The 21,223-nt window shown below is 47.2% G+C and carries 15 protein-coding genes; 10 read left to right on the top strand and 5 right to left on the bottom strand.

The window, feature by feature from the left end:
* Position 1 precedes the first annotated feature (1 nt).
* The 7 genes from F5971_RS09185 to cheD all read left to right on the top strand — a co-directional run bounded on the left by F5971_RS09185 (position 2) and on the right by cheD (position 7,338).
* Positions 2-496 (top strand): chemotaxis protein CheW, encoded by a 495-nt coding sequence (locus tag F5971_RS09185; protein ID WP_193494794.1) that lies wholly within the window; start codon positions 2-4, stop codon positions 494-496.
* A 23-nt stretch (positions 497-519) separates the two neighbouring features.
* Positions 520-2,943 (top strand): methyl-accepting chemotaxis protein, encoded by a 2,424-nt coding sequence (locus F5971_RS18670; protein ID WP_223116301.1) that lies wholly within the window; start codon positions 520-522, stop codon positions 2,941-2,943.
* 67 nt (positions 2,944-3,010) lie between these two features.
* Complete coding sequence (locus F5971_RS09175) at positions 3,011-3,862, top strand: CheR family methyltransferase (RefSeq protein WP_051514594.1); 852 nt, start codon at positions 3,011-3,013, stop codon at positions 3,860-3,862.
* 2 nt (positions 3,863-3,864) lie between these two features.
* Positions 3,865-4,479, top strand: a complete 615-nt coding sequence (locus tag F5971_RS09170) for a chemoreceptor glutamine deamidase CheD (RefSeq protein ID WP_223116300.1) — start codon at positions 3,865-3,867, stop codon at positions 4,477-4,479.
* A gap of 5 nt (positions 4,480-4,484) precedes the next feature.
* Positions 4,485-5,540, top strand: coding sequence for a protein-glutamate methylesterase/protein-glutamine glutaminase (locus F5971_RS09165; RefSeq protein WP_281348310.1), 1,056 nt, complete (start codon positions 4,485-4,487; stop codon positions 5,538-5,540).
* Between the two features lie 13 nt (positions 5,541-5,553).
* Positions 5,554-6,696 (top strand): methyl-accepting chemotaxis protein, encoded by a 1,143-nt coding sequence (locus tag F5971_RS09160; protein WP_193494791.1) that lies wholly within the window; start codon positions 5,554-5,556, stop codon positions 6,694-6,696.
* A gap of 30 nt (positions 6,697-6,726) precedes the next feature.
* Entirely contained in the window at positions 6,727-7,338 is a 612-nt protein-coding gene (gene cheD, locus F5971_RS09155; RefSeq protein WP_036513311.1) for a chemoreceptor glutamine deamidase CheD, read from the top strand.
* A 29-nt stretch (positions 7,339-7,367) separates the two neighbouring features.
* Here cheD and F5971_RS09150 read toward each other — a convergent pair whose 3' ends face one another.
* Positions 7,368-8,381 (bottom strand): GGDEF domain-containing protein, encoded by a 1,014-nt coding sequence (locus tag F5971_RS09150; protein WP_036513313.1) that lies wholly within the window; start codon positions 8,379-8,381, stop codon positions 7,368-7,370.
* Positions 8,382-8,503: 122 nt separating this feature from the next.
* On the opposite strand from F5971_RS09150, the gene F5971_RS09145 reads away from it, so the two are divergent.
* Positions 8,504-10,831 carry a putative bifunctional diguanylate cyclase/phosphodiesterase gene (locus tag F5971_RS09145; protein ID WP_193494790.1) on the top strand — a complete coding sequence of 776 codons (2,328 nt, stop codon included), beginning with the start codon at positions 8,504-8,506 and terminating at the stop codon, positions 10,829-10,831.
* Here F5971_RS09145 and F5971_RS09140 read toward each other — a convergent pair.
* The 4 genes from F5971_RS09140 to F5971_RS09125 all read right to left on the bottom strand — a co-directional run bounded on the left by F5971_RS09140 (position 10,812) and on the right by F5971_RS09125 (position 16,798).
* Positions 10,812-12,182 carry a metallophosphoesterase gene (locus tag F5971_RS09140; protein WP_193494789.1) on the bottom strand — a complete coding sequence of 457 codons (1,371 nt, stop codon included), beginning with the start codon at positions 12,180-12,182 and terminating at the stop codon, positions 10,812-10,814. The genes F5971_RS09145 and F5971_RS09140 overlap by 20 nt on opposite strands.
* A 1-nt stretch (position 12,183) precedes the next feature.
* Positions 12,184-13,074 carry a GAK system ATP-grasp enzyme gene (locus F5971_RS09135; protein ID WP_193494788.1) on the bottom strand — a complete coding sequence of 297 codons (891 nt, stop codon included), beginning with the start codon at positions 13,072-13,074 and terminating at the stop codon, positions 12,184-12,186.
* Positions 13,061-14,689 (bottom strand): phosphotransferase, encoded by a 1,629-nt coding sequence (locus tag F5971_RS09130; RefSeq protein ID WP_193494787.1) that lies wholly within the window; start codon positions 14,687-14,689, stop codon positions 13,061-13,063. Before F5971_RS09130 ends, F5971_RS09135 begins: the two co-directional genes overlap by 14 nt.
* Before the next feature lie 84 nt (positions 14,690-14,773).
* Positions 14,774-16,798, bottom strand: coding sequence for an oxidoreductase (locus F5971_RS09125; RefSeq protein ID WP_193494786.1), 2,025 nt, complete (start codon positions 16,796-16,798; stop codon positions 14,774-14,776).
* An 86-nt stretch (positions 16,799-16,884) separates the two neighbouring features.
* Here F5971_RS09125 and F5971_RS09120 point away from each other — a divergent pair, with 86 nt between their 5' ends.
* Together F5971_RS09120 and F5971_RS09115 are read left to right on the top strand one after the other, a co-directional pair.
* Positions 16,885-17,493, top strand: a complete 609-nt coding sequence (locus F5971_RS09120) for a TetR/AcrR family transcriptional regulator (RefSeq protein ID WP_193494785.1) — start codon at positions 16,885-16,887, stop codon at positions 17,491-17,493.
* Between the two features lie 178 nt (positions 17,494-17,671).
* Entirely contained in the window at positions 17,672-21,217 is a 3,546-nt protein-coding gene (locus tag F5971_RS09115; protein ID WP_157682399.1) for a DUF1631 family protein, read from the top strand.
* Positions 21,218-21,223 lie beyond the last annotated feature (6 nt).

Genomic DNA, 21,223 nt, shown 5'->3' with positions numbered 1-21,223 from the left:
CATGACAGATGCCGCTAGCTCACAGCATAATCAAGCCAAACGCGAGTTTTTAACCTTCACGCTTGGAGAAGAAGAGTACGCCATCGATATCCTAACCGTGCAGGAAATTCGTGGTTACAATGCCGTCACCCGGATTGCCAATACACCCGACTACATAAAAGGTGTGATTAATATGCGTGGCGTGATTGTCCCCGTTGTTGATATGCGCCTGAAGTTTCACCTTGGTAATGCCACCTATGACGAGTTTACCGTCATGATTATTTTAAACCTTGGTCAACGCGTCGTGGGGATGGTGGTTGATGCGGTGTCAGACGTCGTGGCGTTAAGTGCAGACGATATTCGACCTGCACCGGATTTTGGTGCCACCTTTGATACGCAATATTTACTGGGTTTGGCATCGGTTGCCGAGCGGATGGCGATCGTTGTTGATATTGAAAAGCTAATGTCGAGTCAGGACATGGGACTTGTCGATCAATTGAGTTCTGAGGCCGTTTAATCAGGCGAGAGGGAGAGCGATACATGAAAGCGTTTAACAACCTGAAAACGAGCCTAAAAATAGGCTTGATGACCTTCGTCATGTTGATTGCCTTAAGCTTTGCCAGTTTCGAAGCCTATCAGGGATTTACGGGTTGGTCTAAATATGCGCAATTGATGCGAGACAACCGTATTCCCTCCATGGTGTCCTTGATGACCATGAATGCCGAGCGTATGACCATACGCGCACAAACCATTGAAGTACTCACGCAAACGGATGGATGGCGTGATAAGTCTTTGTTACAGAGCATTGCACATCAACGCCAGAACTCTTGGTCTGTGATTGACCAGCACTGGGAGCGTCTTGCTGGTATTCCCCGTGTGACAGCAAGAGGACAAGCCATCTATGATCAATTGGCGGCGGAATACCAAGATTGGCGAGATGCGTACGTTGATCTGGATGCCTTGATCGCCACCATGATTGAAACAACCGATGAGTTTCGTTTTCAACGCTTGATGGCCGAGTACCGCCGAGCGGTAACAAGCATGGTGCCTAAGTCGGACGCAATGGGGCAAAGTTTTGAGCTGTTGGTCACGAATAACACGACACGTGCCGCTGCAGATGCAGAAGATGCCGTTGAGACCGCTGAGCATGAGTTACAGTCATTGGCGATCAGCAGCGCTGCGGCACTGGTGGTCATTTTGCTCCTTGCTATTTTTATCTTGGCCAGTATCGTAAAACCATTGCGTGCCTTGGTTGCCCATTTTCGTGCGATTGGCGAGGGCGATTTAAATCAAGTGATCGAAGAAACGCGTAAGGACGAAGTGGGAGCGGCCTTGCAAGCCTTGGCCGTGATGCAGCGTAAATTAAATGCGGACATTCAAGAAACTCGTCGTGTGAGCAATAGCAACCTGCGTATTAAAAACGCCCTCGACAGTGTGTCGGCCAATGTGATGGTTGCAGACGCCGATTTTAATATTATCTATATGAATCCAGCGGTTCTGGACATGTTCAAAACCGCTGAACAGCAGATTCGTATCGATCTACCAAACTTTGATTCCAATCATTTATTGGGCAATAGCATTGACCTTTTCCATAAAAATCCAGCACACCAACGCCATCTTTTGACAGCGCTGCAATCCAAACACGATGCCACCGTTCGCATTGGGGGCCGAACATTTGACTTAACCGCAAATCCAATTGTGAATGAGGAGGGAGAGCGCTTGGGTTCAGTGGTTGAGTGGAAAGACAGAACCCTTGAAGTGGCGGTGGAAGACAAAATTTCGCGCTTAGTTGAAAAAGCGGTTGAAGGCGACTTCACGACGCGAATCGATACAGCCGATTTAACTGGATTCTTTAGCCGCTTGGGCGATGGTGTTAACCAACTGATGTCGGTCACTGACCGAGGTTTGCGAGAGGTCATGAGAGTTTTAGGGCATCTGTCGCAGGGTGAGCTAACTGAGCGCGTGACGGGGGACTATCAAGGGAGCTTTGGTGATTTGCAATCGAGCACCAATGCAACCGTTGAGCAACTGACCAATCTAGTGATTGAGATTAAACAGTCGGTTGAGGCCATTAACACAGCCGCTCAAGAAATATCAGCAGGTAATACGGATTTATCGCAACGTACGGAAGAACAAGCCTCCAGCTTGGAGGAAACCGCATCAAGTTTAGAAGAACTGACTTCAACGGTTCGCCAGAATGCTGATAACGCGCGTCAAGCCAATCAACTGGCGCAAAGTGCATCGCAAGTTGCTGAAAACGGTGGTGAAAAAGCCCGTCGAGTGGTGAAAACCATGGAGGCTATCAGCGAAAGCTCCAATAAAATTGCCGATATCACCACGTTGATTGACGGTATTGCGTTTCAAACGAATATACTGGCTTTGAATGCTGCAGTGGAAGCCGCGAGAGCCGGTGAGCAAGGCCGAGGGTTTGCCGTTGTTGCGGGTGAGGTGCGCTCGCTTGCTCAGCGTTCGGCCGCGGCGGCAAAAGAAATTAAAGAGCTGATTAATCGTTCAGTGGATATCGTTCATGAGGGCAGTGATCTAGTCAACGAAACCGGTAAAACGATTGAAGAAATTGTGGTGTCGGTTAAACGTGTAACGGACTTGATGGGCGAAATCTCAGCGGCTTCAGAAGAGCAAAGCCAAGGCATCGAGCAAGTGAATCAAGCGGTTACTCAAATGGACGATGTCACGCAGCAGAATGCGGCATTGGTCGAGCAGGCCGCCGCATCAGCCGAGTCCTTAGAAGAGCAAGCATCCGCTCTTGCTCTGTCTGTTTCCACGTTCAAACTCAATGAAGAGCAGCCTGTATTGACGAAACCGGCTCCGACGAGTCGACAGGGTGCACAGCCAGCATTACGAGTGCCACACACCGCGATGCCTAAGCGAGTAAAGCCGCCGATTAAACCGCCGATTAAACCGCCGATTAAACGTCAGGCGGAGGATGAGTGGGAAGAGTTTTAATGAGGGGTGAGTCCGTCAGCTGATCGAGGATGGCCTGACGGAGTTCATAGTCACAGAGAGGTTGAAGTTGATTGATCGAGAGTTTGTGTTCAATCCTGAGGATTTTGAGCGGATTCGTCTACTCATTCGCTCGCGCGTTGGCATCGCCTTATCTGACAAAAAGAGAGATCTTGTCTACAGTCGGATTGCGCGTCGTTTAAGAATTTTAGGCCTTAAGACGTTCTCTGAGTACCTAGACTATTTGGCGCAAGCACCGGATGAAATGCAGGACTTCATTAATGCGCTGACAACCAATCTCACGTCTTTTTTTCGAGAGTCGCATCATTTTGATTTCTTAGCCGATCAGATGCGACAGAGCGAATCGTTAGGAGGGGCGCGTCATTTTAGCATTTGGTCCAGTGCGTGCTCGACGGGAGAGGAAGCCTACTCGATTGCCATGACCGCGATTGAAGCCTTTGGCAGTTGGACTCCGCCCGTTAAAATTTTAGCAACCGATGTGGATACTCATGTATTGGCTCACGCGCAACAGGGCATTTATGGGGTTGAGCGTGTTGAAAAAATGGATGGACAGCGTTTGAAAACCTTTTTCTTGAAGGGCAAAGGTGATCGTCAAGGCTCAGTAAAAGTTCGGCCTGAGGTTCAAGCACTAGTGAGCTTTCAACCTCTGAACTTGTTGGCATCCCATTGGAGCTTGCGGGGCCCTTTTGATGCTATCTTTTGTCGTAATGTCATGATTTACTTTGATAAGCCGACCCAGTACAGCATTCTAGAGAAATTTCGTCCTTTGCTGAGTGAGTCGGGGCTGTTGTATGCCGGACATTCAGAAAGTTTTCAACATGCAGCGAATTTATTTAAGTCTAAGGGTAAAACGATCTACTACCCTGTCCGATTAGCGTCGAATAGTACGATAAGGCGATGACCGTGCAAGATGAGAATGCTAGGTCTGGCATCAATCCAGATGTTTACTACGATCCTTACTTTGAACAGCATGCTGTTAAGGTTTTGCCAGGGGAGTTTTTTGTCACCGGTAAGGATATGATGATTGTCTCCGTTGTAGGGTCCTGTGTTTGTGTGTGCATTCGTGATCGTCTCAAAGAGCTGGGTGGCATGTGTCATTTTATTGTGCCAGATCGATTTTTAGATTCTGCCGTGTCTTCAATCGGTGCCATACATTACGCAGGCCATGCGATGGAGATGCTAACCAATCAATTGATTAAAATGGGCAGTCAACGACGTGATTTGGTTGCAAAGGTGTTTGGTGCATCAAACTGGATAAAAACGTCTGACGCTAAGCAGCTATGTGAAATGAATGCTCATTTCGTGCTGCACTATTTGCAGCAGGAAAGCATTCAAGTGGCTAGCCAAGATCTTTTGCAGCCTTATCCCAGTAAACTCTATTTTTTTCCTCGAACGGGTAAAGTGTTGGTTAAACGGCTACACAAGTTAAACAACACGACGTTGTTGGATCGCGAATCAGAGTACTTAGAGCGTTTAGTGGATATGGATTTATCAGGCCCGATGGAGCTATTTAATTGATGGCGATATTAGAAACCAAAATAAAAGTATTGGTCGTTGATGATTCTGCGCTTATTCGACAATTGTTAACAGAAATCATCAACAGTTATGAGGATCTGACGGTTGTGGCAACCGCTCCGGATCCACTCGTGGCAAGAGAGTTGATTAAACTCCACAATCCGGATGTCCTCACGCTGGATGTTGAAATGCCAAAGATGGATGGCTTGGATTTTCTCGAACGCTTAATGCGACTGCGGCCCATGCCTGTCCTGATGGTGTCATCCTTAACTGAACACGGGTCCGATGTGACCTTGAGAGCCTTGGAATTAGGTGCGGTCGATTTTATTGCGAAGCCTAAATTGGATATCGTTTCAGGTTTAAAAAGCTATGCGGATTTGATTGCCGACAAGCTACGCATGTGTGCAAAAGCCAACATTCGAACTCTTGCGCAAACAGCGAAATTACCTCTGCAACGTTTATCTTTACCGTTGAGTTCCACTGAAAAAATCATATTTGTGGGTGCGTCTACTGGTGGTACTGAGGCGATTAAGGCGTTGCTAATGCCTCTGCCCCCAGATATGCCAGCCATTATGATTACCCAGCATATGCCAGAGCATTTCACGCGCACCTTTGCAGAACGTTTAAACACATTATGTCAGTTGCGTGTGATGGAGGCTGAACACCGTCAGCGAGTGCTGCCCGGTCATGTCTACATTGCACCGGGGAATGCGCATTTAGAAGTCGTTAGAAGTGGTGCTAATTATTTAACATCACTCAGTGATGCGCCTTTAGTCAATCGCCATCGACCTTCTGTGGATGTGTTATTCTTATCCGCGGCGAAGGTGGTAGGGGGTAATGCGATAGGCGTGATATTGACAGGCATGGGAAAAGACGGTGCCATCGGCATGAAAGCAATGAAAGACAGCGGTGCTGTGACCTTTGCACAGGATGAAAAAAGCTGCGTTGTATTCGGGATGCCAAAAGAAGCGATTGCCATCGGTGCAGTCAATCAGGTGCTATCTTTAAATGCTCTTCCAGAAACGCTCATTGAGTCTGTTGGGCAACGTATTAATCGGGTTTAAAAAGGACGGTGTTATGAGTGTACGGTTTCTTCTAGTATGGCTAGCCGCATTGGGTATGGGAGCCTTAGTCTCAATGTGGGTCTATCCCGTGCTCGGGGTGCTGATAGCCCTTGTGATCTTATCACTCCATGTTCTTTTTCCTCAGAAGCAAACCAATCCGGATATCGTCAAACCCTATCGTGTCGATGATGATCAAGAAGTGGTCGATAGTCTCCAGGAAATGGGCGAAAGCATCGAACAAGTGGTAATGGAAAGTATAAGTGATCTCGATGCACTGCATAAAATGGAAAACGATGCACTGAACACGCTGGCCCAGTCTTTTGTGAGCTTAAAAGAGCAAATCGAAAAGCAACAATCCTTAGTTTCCGGTTTATTGATTAGTGGCAGTGACTCGTCAAAGCAATCAGGGCAGTCACACATGAGTGATTTTGCCAAAAGTACACTTGATACGATGAACCATTTTGTCGAGATTACCGTAAAAATGAGTGATGATTCGATGGAGATGCTGAACCGAGTGTCGGCACTGTCGGATGGTATGCCAGCTTTGCTGCAAACCTTAAATGATATCGATACCATTGCCAAACAGACCAACTTGTTAGCCCTGAACGCCGCCATTGAGGCGGCCCGTGCCGGTGACAGCGGTCGAGGTTTTTCGGTTGTCGCGGATGAAGTGCGAGCGTTATCGAATCGGTCAGCAAGCTTCAGTAAGAGTATCCAAGATAACTTGAATCAGATGAATGCCGATATTATTACGCTGGTGGAAGATGTTCGCAAAATAGCCTCAAAGGACATGACCTTCATTATGGAGTCAAAACAAGAAGTGCAGCAGGCGATTGATCGCTTACTGGATAAGGCTCATGCAGATGAACGTGTTACACAAGAGATGGACGTGATCGCTCAAGATCTCATGGCCGCGGTGTTCAGTGCCATGCGTGCCATGCAATTTCAAGATATGAGCGGTCAGACCCTACGTCATACGATTGACGAGCAAAAACATTTACTCTTTTTGACATCAGCCCTTAAAAATGACAAGAAAAATTTGGATGATACTGCGTTGGAAAAGAGCCTTTTCGCCTTTAAAGAAGAGCGACGTCAGCGTAAATCGAATCCCGTATCCGCGAGCTCCATGAAGAGTGGCGACATTGATTTGTTTTAACCGCTACGTTGCGCTCTATAGGGTGCTGACATGGCTTTAACGGGTTTTGAGCACTGCGCAACAAATACGTACTTTGATCGTCAGTTCGGTCTTTCTGCGGTTAAGGTATTACCCGGTGAGTATTATGTCACCAACGCTTCGACGCTGATTGTCACGGTTCTGGGCTCGTGTGTGTCGGTGTGTTTGCGTGATAAGGACTTGGGCATAGGAGGGCTTAATCACTTTTTGTTGCCGCAGGACAATTCACCCTATGAGAATCGATTGATTGCCCCTTCAGGACGTTATGGCGTCTATGCAATGGAACTGTTGATCAATCATTTACTCAAGCTTGGTGCTCGTAAACACCGTTTAGAAGCCAAGGTATTTGGGGGTGGGCGTGTGCTCAAGAATATGACCTTTGTGAATGTTGGCAATCGAAATGTTCAGTTTGTTCTTGACCATCTTGCCAGTGAGTCCATTCCCGTGGTGGCACAGGATGTATTGGATACCTACCCCAGAAAAGTGTATTTTTTTCCAAAAACAGGGAGGGTGATGCTGAAAAAAATTCGATCCTTGCACAATACGACGATTCTTGAGCGTGAACAAGCGTATCTGCATGCCATTGCAACTCAACCCATGTCCGGTGCAGTTGATCTGTTTTAATCCATGCGTCGAGTCACAATGCGCAAGTGTTAAATGCAAACAACCTTGTTTCTACCCGTATTTTTCGCTTGATAGAGGGCCTGATCAACTCGTTCAAGCATCCGTTCTGGAACATCAAACGCCTGTTGCAGCGTAATGCCAAAGGAGGCCGTGATTGAGCTGATGGTGCTGTTTGTCGCTTTGTGTTTCACGCGGATGGCCTGAATTTTGTGGCGAATGCGTTCAGCCAATGCGAGCGCATTTTCTTGGTTATGTTCGTAAATCAGAATAACGAACTCTTCTCCCCCAAAACGCACACCATCGGCACTTTCGTGGCATTCATCTTTGATAATCTGGCCTAAACACTGAAGAACTTTATCGCCGAGCATATGCCCATAGGTGTCATTGAGCTTCTTGAAGTGGTCGATGTCGAGCATAATCAATGCCAACAGTGGCTTAGGTGTCGAATTGCAAACGCGTGTGAGGGTTTCATCAAAGAAGCGACGGTTGTAGAGATGAGTTAACGCATCGGTATAGACATCTTGACGTGTGGCAGTTAACTCGTCTTGCAGACGTTTGATTTCTTTTTGAGCATCGCTAATCCGTTGTTGAAAGTGGCTTGTCGCTTCTGATACTTTTACGGTATGACTGTAGAGTGATTGTGCGATGCTCTCAAGAGCAGGCGCTTCGTCCGCTTCATGCAATGCATGTAAGCTTTCTTGCAACAGCTGAGTGAAATCATGGGTAGAGGCGACGGCCAACTCTGCTGAATGGTTGAGGCCCGTTGCAACGGAAATCAACGCGGCTTGAAGTTTTTCTGTTTCGCCTAACTCTTGACTGATCAAGTGGCTACGAAACAGCTTTGTTTCGAGTCCAGCTGGGCATGTGCCGTATTTCTGGATCGTTTGATCTAATTCTTGGTTGAGTCGAGGAAGTTTATGTGTAACATAGGTATACCAAAGTGCATAGTTGAGCGGATGCGGCGGTATTTTGTATTTAACCATAAGGGGGACGGCTTGCCGTAGATACTCGGCAGCTTGTTGTGAATTGTCAGAATACTGCATAGCCCTTCTCAACATCGAGGTTTAAATACATTAATAATCAGATAATAGCATTAATTAATGAGCACGCTACAATAAGTTTTTAGGGATGTTAAATTGCCTCAATCAAAATTTGGAAGAGATCTGTGAGCGAGTTGTTGAGAGAAGCATCGTTTTGCTTTGATCCCAGAGAACTGGAAACGCCTATTTGGGTTTTTGATCAGCAAAGAGCACACATTGTTTGGGCGAATACAGCTGCGCTTACCCTTTGGAATGAGAAAAGTCTGGGCGCGTTGCGACACCTGACCTGTCAGGATTCCTCGCGGGCATTGCTTTCTATCTATGGCGCAAAACTTCCGCGTTATGAATCTTGGGTGTTCTACGCGAACAATGAACCTGTCAACGTGAGTTGTCATTGCAAGCAGATCACGCTAAAAGACGGTCAGTTGGCTGAGTTAGTTGAAGTGTGTGCGTTAAACGACGTTGCCAGTGATCACATGCTAACGGTGTTTGATGATCAAGGCGTTGTTCTGTCTCGGAATAAGCATGCTGAACGTGTGCATGCGGGAAAAACACGTCTTTCAGAGTACTTCCTACACAGTGCGCAGGGTGAAAGTTTATACACTCAATTGAAAGCATCGGGAGCGGATATCAAAGCGGTTGACCTCCAAGTGTCGAATCAGATATGGCACCAAGTTGGGTTGAAACTCTCTTTCGATATAAAGGCGCGTAAAACTGTTTTTTTGATGCATGAAAAAGACATTACCCGTCAAAAAAGCCACCAAATACAGTTAGAACATGCCATCTATTACGATGCGGTCACGGGCTTACCCAATCGCTATCTGCTGACAGATCAACTTGAACTGGCTTTGCAGTCTTGTAAAAAAGATAAACTCTTAGCGATTGTGTACCTCGATTTAGATCGATTTAAGACGATTAATGATGAGTATGGTACAGATCAGGGCAATCAGCTGCTCATAGAGACATCTCTGCGTCTGAAAAAGTCCTTAAGGACGGGCGATATCTTGGCTCGTTTAGGTGGGGATGAGTTTGTCATTGTTCTCACCAATGTGGGCAGCATGGAAGAGTGTCGCATGGTGTTAGAGCGTTTGTTGTCGGCGATTCGTAAACCGATGAATTTGTCTGGGCATCTGCTCAATATCACCGCAAGCTTGGGTGTGACGGTGTATCCTGATGATTCAGCAGATGCGGATCGTTTAGTCCGCCATGCCGATCAGGCCATGTATCGTGCGAAAGCGATGGGTAAGGACTGTTACCACATTTTCGATACGCAAGAAAGCGAGCAAAATGATTCACAACTAGAATACTTAGCGCGTATTGAGCAGGCCATCGATCAGGACGAAATGGAGCTGTATTATCAGCCGAAAGTGAATATGCGCACTGGAGATGTCCTAGGGGCAGAGGCGCTTATTCGTTGGAATCATCCAGAACACGGCGTCCTGGCCCCCGGAGCATTTTTGCCTGTCATTGAAAATACACCCTTGATTATGAAATTGGATCATTGGGTACTTGAAGCTGCATTCAAGCAGCTATCATTCTGGAAGTCACAAAACGTTGAGTTGACCCTAAGCGTGAATATTGCGGCGCTTGACTTGCAACAAGATGACTTTTTTGATCGTTTCCAAACCCTAGTAGCGAATTATTCCGATGTGGACGTTCGCCTATTGGAATTGGAAGTGCTTGAAACGGCCGCTTTGGACGATGTTGAAAAAGTGTCACAGGTGATGGAAAAGATTACCCGGCTGGGTGTTCAGTTTTCGTTAGATGACTTCGGAACAGGCTATTCATCCTTAAGTTACTTACGTCGCTTACCTGCTTCGGCACTTAAAATTGATCAAAGCTTTGTTCGTGACATGTTATGGGATGTCGGTGATACGACGTTAGTGCAAGGTGTCATCAGCTTGGCCACGGCCTTTCAGCGCAGTGTCATTGCCGAGGGGGTCGAGTCGGAAGAGCATGGTGAACTCCTTCTGCGTTTGGGCTGTGACATAGGTCAGGGCTATGGAATTTCGCGTCCAATACCGGCGCCTGCGTTTGAGGAGTGGCGGTGTTCATGGCATTCATTCCCGAGTTGGAATGCCTGCCAGAACTTTCCAGTTAACCGTGACAACTTAGCCTTAATATATGCTGAAGTGGAGTTTAGAGGTTGGTTACGTGACGTTCACAAATATGTGAGGGGCACGGTGTCGGAACCTCCCGCATTTTACTTTTTAGAGCATCCTGGCCACTGGGTGAAGAAAGGCCATTTACAGCAGGTCTGCCAACAGCCTGAGTTTATGAATATTGAACCTTTATACGCACGTATTGAGCAAGTCAGTCATGAGCTCTTCTATGGGGCTGTCTCAAGCGAAGAAGACGCACGACTTCGAGTGCTGCAGCATCTTGAGTTATTGAGCCAAGAATTAATTGATCAATTACGCACTTTGTACGTGATTACGAACTGCCAGTGGTAGTGCGTGTGCTAAGCACAGAAGCAAAGGTGCTAAGACTGCTGAGATCAAAGTGCTTGCAGGCGGGGTAGTCGGAGCTGATGCCGAGAACATAACCTTCGGGATGAATGACCGTCACTCCCGCGCCTTGTCCCTTAAGTGACTCTGCTGTTCTTGAGGGGTGGTTGATCGTGGTGTCGCATTCAAAATGCAGGACGTTGCTGCGCAGGCTAATGCGCTGTCCATGGTGTAGGTTTCGATGGCCATGCACCAGAGCAGTGATACCTGCCTGATCCAGTGCGTTAGCGCCCAAGGGAGTGAGCACTGGGTCTATCGAACGGTATTTTGTGCGTATCATATTGCCTAATGCGCCAAAGTAGAGGCGCAAAGGGTCTCCGTCCAGTGCCATCTGATAGGTTTGATTCAGTTGCTTGCACGAATGCTCAGCCAAAAAATTGGCCATTTCATCATCGCAACCTGCATGTAAAAATAAGAAACTGCCCACTTGGTAGCCTAACTGTTGCTGTTCGAAAAACCAAAAAAACTCGCCCTCTGGCGACAAAAATGCCTCCCTCCAGAGATAAATAGCTGCATATATATCACGAAAGCTTAATTGAGCATCTTTGGCATAGCGTTTGAACGCATCGGCTCGATACGCAAGGCGCTCCAGTTCCCGAGCCGTCTGTTGCTCGGTCATGAAGGATTGGGTCGCTTTTTTGAACACGTCTGAGGTGGTGGCGTTTGGCAGTAAGCGTTCTTGGCAGCTGGCTTCATCGGGTAGGGTCTGCAAGACGTCGGCAGACAGTGTGTATTCGTTTAGAAGTTCCTGAAAAAACGGAATAACTTTGCGCCCCAGCCGGATTAATAAATAACGGCTAGCCGGGTGTGATTCGAGAATACTGCGCATGGCAAGCAGCATACGCAGGTCATGATTACCCGCCAGTAGTGTCAGTTTCAGGTTTTGATCGAGCAATGTTTTGAGTAGGCGCAGCACACCTAAATTAGACGGCCCCTTATCAAAGCAGTCACCGCCAATGACTATCTCAAACGCATCCGATGGCAGTGTGAGTCCTAGTGAGCTGTTTGTTGCTCCAAAGGGGGTCATGAGGCCACTGGCGATTAACGAGGCAGTAAACGCCGTTGGGTCAGCATGCAAATCGGTGAAAAAGAAGAGCGGTTTTTTTGGCCAGCCCCAGCGGGTGGGATCTGATAATTGCCGCAGACGATCTTGCGTTGCAGACGCGTTCGTAATTTGCCAGTTACGTCCCTGTGCACTGGGATCTAGCCAAGGTTCGATATGTATAGGTAGGCTTAAATCCGGCAGGTCATGTTGTGAATACCGGGTCTGATCTGCGGGGGAAAGCCAAGGTAACATATCAGGCACTCAATTCTTGGATAGCATAGTCGGCATAGATCGAGGCAACATCTATTCCGCACCCCATTTTAGCCCCTTTGAAGCCCCCCAGTGTGGACACTTCAAATACAACAGGTCCCTCAGGCGTCATGGCAATATCAACGGTTGCAAAGTCTAGATTAAATGCAGACTGTGCACGCTCGGCAATGCTCAGAGTCTGGTTGTCCGGCGTATAGGGTGCATAATGACCGCCGCTATGAATGGTCGTATTCCACGTGTGCTGGGCTGCAACCCGCGCATAGGCACCGATGAACTGGCCTTTTAGAAAAATCAGGGCCATGTCTTGTCCACCTAACTCGATTTTTTTCTGAACATATAAAATGGGGTGGCGGGCTTTGTAGCGGTTAAGTTCAAGGATCAGCTCATCTTTCGACTGTTGCGCGCACAGTATCTGCATACCTCTTGCTTTCGTCGAAAATAAAGGCTTGATAACAGCACTGTTCCATTCGAGTATTTTCGTAAGAGCGCTATCAACGGACTCCGTAATTAAGGTTTGTGGCATGGGAATTTGATGGTTACGCAGGGTCACTGAACAGGTTAATCGATCCAATAGACGAATTAAACTGTTTGCGCTGCTGAATACCCGAACGCCACATGCCTCAGCCACCCGCAGAAGCTCCAAGCGCTCAATACTAACATGACCAAAATCAGAGCCAATTTTCTTGATGATTATGCCATCGAGTTCACATAGATTGTGTCCTGCGAAGGTGACGCAACCTTGTGTCAGATTCAGTTCGAGCTTTGCCAGTTCAATGACTAACCGAAAACCCGTTCGTTTTTCAATTTCGTTGGCGAGGACTTCGGTCGACCATTTGCCAGGGATGCCGACGACTCCAATTTTAAGACTGCTCATGAAGTACATCCTTGAAAGGTAAACGGTACTGATGGAGCGGTGCACCATCGTGTTGAACGATATGGTTGAGTAGAACAATACCTTTATCAAACAGATAGTTTGCGTGAGTTGCATCAAGAATAAAACGAGTTGAGGTGATGAGGCTACGGGCAAGGCCTAGAGCCATGCGCACTTCAAACGTCGGATCATTTTGCTCCTGAGCAAACTGCTGTGCAATTGAAAACATCGAAGCCGCCGTCTCATTTACACGCACTTTTGACATTTCATCAAATAAAGGCAAACGCAACGCGGAGACAATAAATACCGTGACGTCTTGAACGTAATCCATGTGTCTTGAACGATGTAGGTCAATAAATCGAATTTGTTTGTGCGTATCGTCGTACAAAATGTTGTCCAGATTGAAATCGCCATGAATATAGACTGAAAAAGGGCAAGAGAGCTGATTATCAATTTGTTCGGCTTTTGAAAGGAGTGCTTTGAGGCTGAAAGGCGTGTGTGCCTTGAGTTGCTCATTAAAGCTTGAATGTATGTTCAAAATAGCCGGTAAGCGCTTTTTGAGTTGCTGAATAAACAAAGGAAAGGCCTTTTCTTTTCGGCGTGTGGATACCCAGATACGCGGTAACATCTGACTCATTTTTTCTAATCCGCGTTTAAGCTCTTCTGCACTATCCTGAAGGAGCATTTGTTCTAAGGTTTTGCCAGGTAAGTGCTCAATGATGAGCGCACCCGAGCTACCTTGGTGATGGTGCGACAAAATCTGCGGGGCGATGCCCGGGAAAAGAGAGTTCCAGCGTTGTAAGCCTCTGCGCTCTTCTTGAACTTTCCGTAACTCTCCTTCCTTGAGTACACCAATAAAATGATCATCTTCTTCATTGGTGATTGCCGAAATGGCGCTGCCAGACCGCGTTTCAGCGATGGTTTCCAGTGATAAGCTGTCCCACGCCTGATGTCCCAGTCTAGAGACCATGGCTTGTAAGGATAAAAATTGCTTCATGTTCATGGGTTGCCCCAAGAGCACAGCAATCAGAGACTCGCTAATATTGACGAGAGATTCTCCCATCTCTAAGAAATAGCGTGCGAGAAACAAGCTGCTAATTAAGGACTCTGTCTCTTTCTTTCGTTTTAAGGCCTTAAGATGAGCATTGAGTGTCTTTTTATAGAAGTGTGCGAGTTTTTGTTTGACTTGTCCGATGCGTAAGGCATCTTGCGTGTCATTGGAGCTGAGAATCCCTTCAACTTGTTTAAGCGCGGTCTCGATGCGCTCCAGTTGTTTAGAATATTTATGCTTGGTTAGCATTTTATGGGTGTTCAGCTGTTGAAGCTCACGAGCGGCGTCTCGGCATAGGCTGGCAATGCGCTCTAATTCATCGGCAATATCGCCTGCCGCCTTCAACGACTGAGCATCCAGTGACTGTTTTTCTTGAAAAGCCTTCAGACAGCGCGCATGAACACGCTGCTTTAGGTTATAACTATGACCACTGCGCTCCGTAATTGACTTCATCAGCGCCGTCGATGGAGTCTCAACAAGGGTCATCAGGTTTTGCAGTTGTGTGCGAACTTCAGCCAGTAAAAAAACAAGCTGCGTTTTGACTTCGCTAGGCAGCGCCAGATTCATAGCTCTATCTCAAGATTGAATAGGACGTTAATCATAACGATAGAGCCACTGGATCGCCACCCATGGTCAAAAAGTGTTGATCGTTTAGAGTTGTATTGCCAGCCGTGTTCCTTGATCGATGGCACGTTTCGCATCCAGCTCATTCGCTTTATCGGCTCCTCCAATTAAATGGACCGGTTTGTCAGAGAGGTGTTCAACCAACGTGCGATTGGGTTCCTGGCCAGCACAAATGACGATGTGATCGACCTCAAGACACATAGCTTCGCCTTTCACCGTCAAATGCAGTCCGTGATCATCAATGCGCTGATATTCACAGGCATTGAGCATTTTGACGCCTCGTTTGCTGAGACCTGCTCTGTGTGCCCATCCTGTGGTTTTACCCAGTTGGGCACCCACCTTGGAGGCTTTTCTCTGCAATAGAAAGACGTCTCGTGCGGCGGGATGAAAAACGGGCGTCACATTTTCCACAGAGCCTCTGGCTTGCATAGACATGTCTACGCCCCATTCTTGCATGTACTGTGGAATATTAAGACTGCTGGACTCGCCCTGGTGTATCAGGTATTCCGCTAGGTCAAAGCCGATGCCTCCAGCGCCAATGATGGCGACCCGTTGGCCCACCTTGGCGCCTTGCATCACATCAAGATAGCTAAGGACGGTTGGATGGTCAATGCCTTGAATATCAGGCGTCCGCGGCTGTATCCCAGTGGCCAGAATGACTTCATCAAAGTCAGAGTCATTGAGCAGGCTTGCACTCACCTGTGTGTTAAGTTGTAGATCGACAGAGGTGAGCTCAAGTTGGCGTTTAAAGTAACGCAGCGTTTCGTAAAACTCTTCTTTGCCGGGAATGCGTTTTGCAATGTTGAATTGCCCACCTATTTCGGACGCTGCATCAAAGAGTGTCACGGAATGACCACGTTTGGCTGCTGTGATCGAAAATGCCAAGCCAGCAGGCCCTGCACCAATCACTGCTAGCTTTTTAGGCTTGAGCGTAGGTGTAATTATGATTTCAGTTTCATGGCAGGCTCTGGGATTGACTAAGCAGCTTGTCAATTTGCCTGCAAAGATATGATCAAGACAGGCCTGGTTGCAGCCTATGCATGTGTTGATCTCATCGGCTCTTCCTTCAGCGGCTTTGTTGATAAATTCAGGGTCGGCAAGAAAGGGGCGAGCCATGGAGACCATGTCAGCATCCCCTCTTGCCAGCACCGCCTCGGCGACATCGGGCATATTGATTCGGTTGGAGGTGATTACCGGGATAGACAAGGATTTGCGAATCTGTGCGGTCGCCCAAGTAAACGCCGCACGCGGAACTTTCGTTGCGATGGTTGGAATGCGAGCTTCATGCCAGCCGATGCCTGTATTAATAAGTGTCGCGCCCGCGTTCTCCACGGCTTGTCCGAGTTCGACGATTTCATCGTGACTGCTGCCGCCTTCAACAAGATCTAGCATCGATAGTCGATAAATAATGATAAAATTCGAGCCGACGGCTTGACGAACACGTCGAACGATTTCGATCGGGAAACGGATGCGTTGCTGATAGTCGCCACCCCATGCGTCGTCACGTTGATTGGTGCGTTGAGCGATGAATTGGTTGATCAGGTAGCCTTCAGAACCCATAATTTCCACACCATCGTAACCAGCAGCTTGTGCAAGTAATGCGCACTGTTCAAAATCTTGGATTTGTTTTTCTACGTCTTCGGAAGTTAAGGCTTTGGGTGTAAATGGATTGATGGGGGCTTGAAGGGCAGAGGGCGCGACCAGTTTTGGGCTATACGCATAGCGTCCAGTGTGCAGTATCTGCATGCATATTTTGCCCCCTTCTTGGTGAACGGCTTGCGTAATGATGCGGTGCTTCTCAACATCGTCAGGATTTGAAAGCTGTGCTGACCCACTGTGAACAACGCCTTCGCTATTGGGCGCAATACCGCCAGTGACAATCAGGCCAACGCCTCCACGAACTCGTTCGGCATAAAAGGCAGCCATGCGCTCAAATCCTTGTGGGGCCTCTTCTAGACCTAGATGCATTGAGCCCATTAATACACGGTTTTTTAGTTGAGTGAAACCAAGATCAAGCGGACTGAATAAATACGGATAGAGAGCGTGAGTCATGACGAGTTTCCTGTTATTGATATTATCTGGACAGTGTCAAGATAGAGGTGTATTTTGACACTGTCAAGATTAAGGATGCATTTTCGATGACGAGTAATCAAAAACAGCACTATCATCACGGTGATTTGTATAAATCATTACTAGATGCGGCAACAAAGTTGCTGCGTGAAGGGGGGGTAGAGGCTTTATCAATGCGTAAGCTAGCCGATCGTGTGGGTGTATCGCGTATGGCACCTTACCATCATTTTAAAGACAAAAATGATTTACTCTGTGCCATTGCCGAACAAGGGTTTCGCTTACAAGAAGGCTGCTTATCTGAATGTGAAGTGTTGCCAACGGCAGCCGCGTTAAAGACCTATGTATTGACCTATATTCGCTTTTCTCAAGAGCATGCCGAGACGTATGACTTGATGTTTGGACGCGATATCTGGAAAACAGGAGTGCCAACGGAGTCCTTAAAACAGGTTTCAAAAGTTACGTTTAAGCGTTGGCTTGACTGGATTGAGCGACTGCAAAGAGAGCGGGTGTTAAGCGCTGACGACTCAGCCCTGAGAGTGGCTCAGTCAAGTTGGGCGGGTCTACACGGTTTGTGTCGTCTTTTTAATGATGGTATTTATTTGAATCCAGAGGATTTAGACGCAATCGCGTGTACTTTGGTGAATTCTTGGCTGGAGCCTAGCAGCATTAAACGTTAGTTCATGTAAGGTTCAGTGAAACATGCGTACTATGCGGTATATTCTTTAGGTATCAATTTCTTAGGTCAACAGTCCTCAGCAAAAGAGCATTGAAACGGATTCGTGGTGCTCGCATTGTATTAACGGGTCGAGGGTTTTATACTGCTTAAGAGCTTGGACGGTCGTGCTGAGAGGTGTTGTGAAACTGGACTCCAACGCAAAGCAGGTGTTACGCCACAAATGTAATGCTCTGTTTTTGTCATTCATTGATGATGTCGTCGATCATTTTTTTGCGAGCGTACCTGCACATCTAAAAGAAGCGGGTCTTCAAGCGGACTCCCTTCGTGAATCCTCGTATTTTATTAAGCTTGCCAATGATTTTGATATTCTCAAGCCCACTATTTCCAAAAAATTCAAAGCGCTTTTGCACGAACGTATTCAATCCGACTCAACGGAGACTCCCTCATTTTTAGGCAGTTCCGATACGGCTGTGCTTGAACTGGTGGATGAAACGGAGTTTGATGATTGGCTAAAAATTGCAACGGTCAGCGAAGCGCTAGAAGCCAAATATTCGCAGCCTATGTTGGATTTTGAAGCCCGATACGGTGTAGTTTTAAATCTAACACTTGATCGAAACAACAATCCGTTTGGGCCCCGTTTGGTGTGTCGTTCTTTCCAAGAGGCGATTAAGGATGAAGACTTTAATAATCCGATTCGCGCGATTTTGTATACAGCTTTAGGGCATTCGTTAGAGCAAGACTATCCGGGTTTTTTGCAACACTTAGCTACGATCTTAGAAGATATCACACCGCCTTTAGAGGTTAAAAAGCCAACAGAGCGGCCTGCCGAGTTGGATTTGCCGAAGCCGATGGTTCAGTCAAGACCTGAATCAAGAGTGGCTGAGTCAGATGCGTCTTATACGACCAAACGAACTGAAAACAGTCGATCCAATGCTGAATCCAGTTTTGCCCAAATTCTAGAGCTTTTAGATCAAGAGTCATCGCCTCTGCCTGCGTCTGCTGTTGGGCGATCAAGTCAAGCATCTGCAATTGATAATTCAATCCGGGTGTTGTCTCGCTTAACGGCCGTGTTGAACAATACACGTCAAACCTTGCTCAGCCGAGAGGAGCCAGCGGCAAACACGCGAGCTAGGCCAGTAGGCTATTCTACAGGCCAGACAGCGCCAATGGATGAAATTTTGGCTGGGATAGAAAGCATGTCGGCGGGACATCTGACTCGAAGTCAGCCTGCTGCACAGTCCCCAGCTGAGCAGTTACAGGCCTATTTGTCGGTGAATGCCGGCCAAGCTCGATCGATTCCTGCACACCAAGCCGAAGTGCTCAATGGTGCGGCGCGTTTATTTACCCGTGCGCGGTCTGAGCATGATGAGGCATCTGACATCGATAGTCTGCTCAAACGCTTAGAGCGGCCCTTGTTAAAACTTATGCTGAAAGATCTCGATTTCTTGATGAGCGATGCCCATCCTGCACGAGATGTTGTGAACCTCATTGATCAATTTGCGATGGCGGCGGATTCGAAAGGGCGCTTTTTTGATGCAAAGCTGAGGCGTTTCTTGGCGCTGCAAGTAGATTTAGTGGACCGAGAGTTTTCCAAAAACCCTGATGTTTTCAGTCAGGTCAGAGATAAACTTCAGAAAGTTATTCAACCAATTCGTAAAGCGCGTCGCAATCGTGTGTTTCGTACTCAGCAGCGTTATGAGTCACAAAATGTACTGCGCAATGCAAGGGAGCGAGTCGATGCGTTCTTAGAAACGCGCTTAGGAGGGGAGCGAATTCCCGTTCTTATTGTTCGTTTACTTGAGCTGGGTTGGCGCCAATACCTTGTGCTTATGCAACTGCATACGGATGCAGAAAAGCGCAAACACGCCATAAGCGTGTTTGACTTGATGTTAAAGCGGTTAATGCAGGAGCCCGTCTCAGGGACCTTTTCAGCCATGGAACTCGCCGAAGACATCACACAAGGATTGATTAGCGTGGGGGCCGATGCACATGAAATTAAACCCTTGCGTTTATCCCTGTTAGCCGCTTTGACTCAGCCCGAAGGCCTTGTCGAGTATGTTGAGGTGCCGCGCCGGTCGGTACCTGATTTGAGTGAAACTAAACTGGCTATTACTAAACATTTGGATATTGGTCATTGGTGGTTGTTTTTAAAAGATGAGCGTTGGGTGCCGATGCAGTTGATTTGGCAAGCCCGCTCAGGAGGTCTACTTGGATTTGTTGATCGCTCTGCATCTGAACAGCAATCTCTGACACTCGATGAACTGTCTGAACGCGTTGCTCAAGAAACAGCACGAGAAAATGAAAAGCAGTCATTACCCCTGTTGGAGCGTTCAGAATATGCGTTATTTGATGAGTCCTATCGAGATTTGATTCATCAGGCACTGCATGATCCCGCAACGGGCTTGGCAAATCGTAAAGCATTATTCAGAAGAATGAATGCGGCAGCAGCAGATGCTAGTGCCTTGGGTCATTCCTGTTTGTGTCAAATTGAGTTTGATCAGACAAGAGTTGTGTACAGTAACTGTGGTATGGATGCTGGAGATCGTTTACTGAAAGACTTAGCCAGCAAGATTGAAGATCTTCTGTTGCCTTCTCAACAAGTGTCAGTAGTGAACAGCGATACGTTCATTCTGTTGCTTCCTGATGTGGTTGAGGCACAGGGAAGAGAAATTGCCATGCAGATAGTGGCTCGGTTAGCGGATTATCGATTTGAACACGATCGAGAAATATACAGCATTGGTTTAAATATAGGACTAGTTGAATATACCCCATCACTCATGAGCGTGGATGCTGTTCTTCGCCAAGCAGATTCAGCGTGTTTAGCGGCCAAATCTGAAGGTCGCAATCGCTACCGAGTGTATGAGTCGTACGATGCTCAGTTACAAGCACAGGAAGCACTCAAAGAGTGGGCTGGACGAATCGATCGTATTATTGAAAGTAATGGTTTGTATTTACGTTGTCAGAAAGTCGCTCCAGTGGACGAGACGGCTGGACTTCTGCCGTATTATGAGGTTTTACTGGGCATTCGTGATCATGGTGCCCATGTGGTGTCATTTAGTACAGAAGCAAAAGTTGAAAATATTCAGCCAGCAGATTTTTTTCCGGCGGTAGAACGCTGGAAACGCTCACATGAAATCGATCTATGGGTCTTGGCGCAAGTATTTGACTGGATACGTCAAAATCGACAGTATTTTGATCAGATAGGTGGATTTGCGATTAATTTATCTGCACAGTCACTGAGCAATGCAGCCGTGTTGGAGTATTTGCGCCAGCAGTTGAGTAATCATGATCTACCCATGAATAAAATTACCTTTGAGATTACCGAAACGGCTGCGATTGATAGCTATGCGAAAGCACGTGAGTTTATGGCACAAGTTGGTAGCTTTGGTTGTCAATTTTCGTTGGATGATTTTGGGACAGGCTTTGCGTCTTATTCACATCTTAAGAATCTGAAGGCTCACTCTTTGAAAATCGATGGTAGCTTTGTGAAGGATATAGTGGATAATCCCGCGGATTATGCCATGGTGAAGTCAATGAATGAGATCGGTCATTTTCTGGGCATGAAAACGGTCGCTGAATTTGTTGAGTCGCCCGCTATTCTTGAGAAATTGAAAGAAATTGGTGTCGATTATGCTCAGGGATATGCTGTCCACAAGCCGATTCCGGTCACTGAGTTGTTGAAAGAAGAATTTAATGCCCCTATCCAACCAGTTGACCCCATTTAGCCCCTT

Origin of the sequence: Nitrincola alkalisediminis, from assembly GCF_009821115.1 — a bacterium.
GTDB classification, from domain to species: Bacteria; Pseudomonadota; Gammaproteobacteria; order Pseudomonadales; family Balneatricaceae; genus Nitrincola; species Nitrincola alkalisediminis.
The sequence above is the reverse complement of the archived record's forward strand: the minus strand, read 5'-3'. Positions and strand labels throughout refer to the sequence as shown.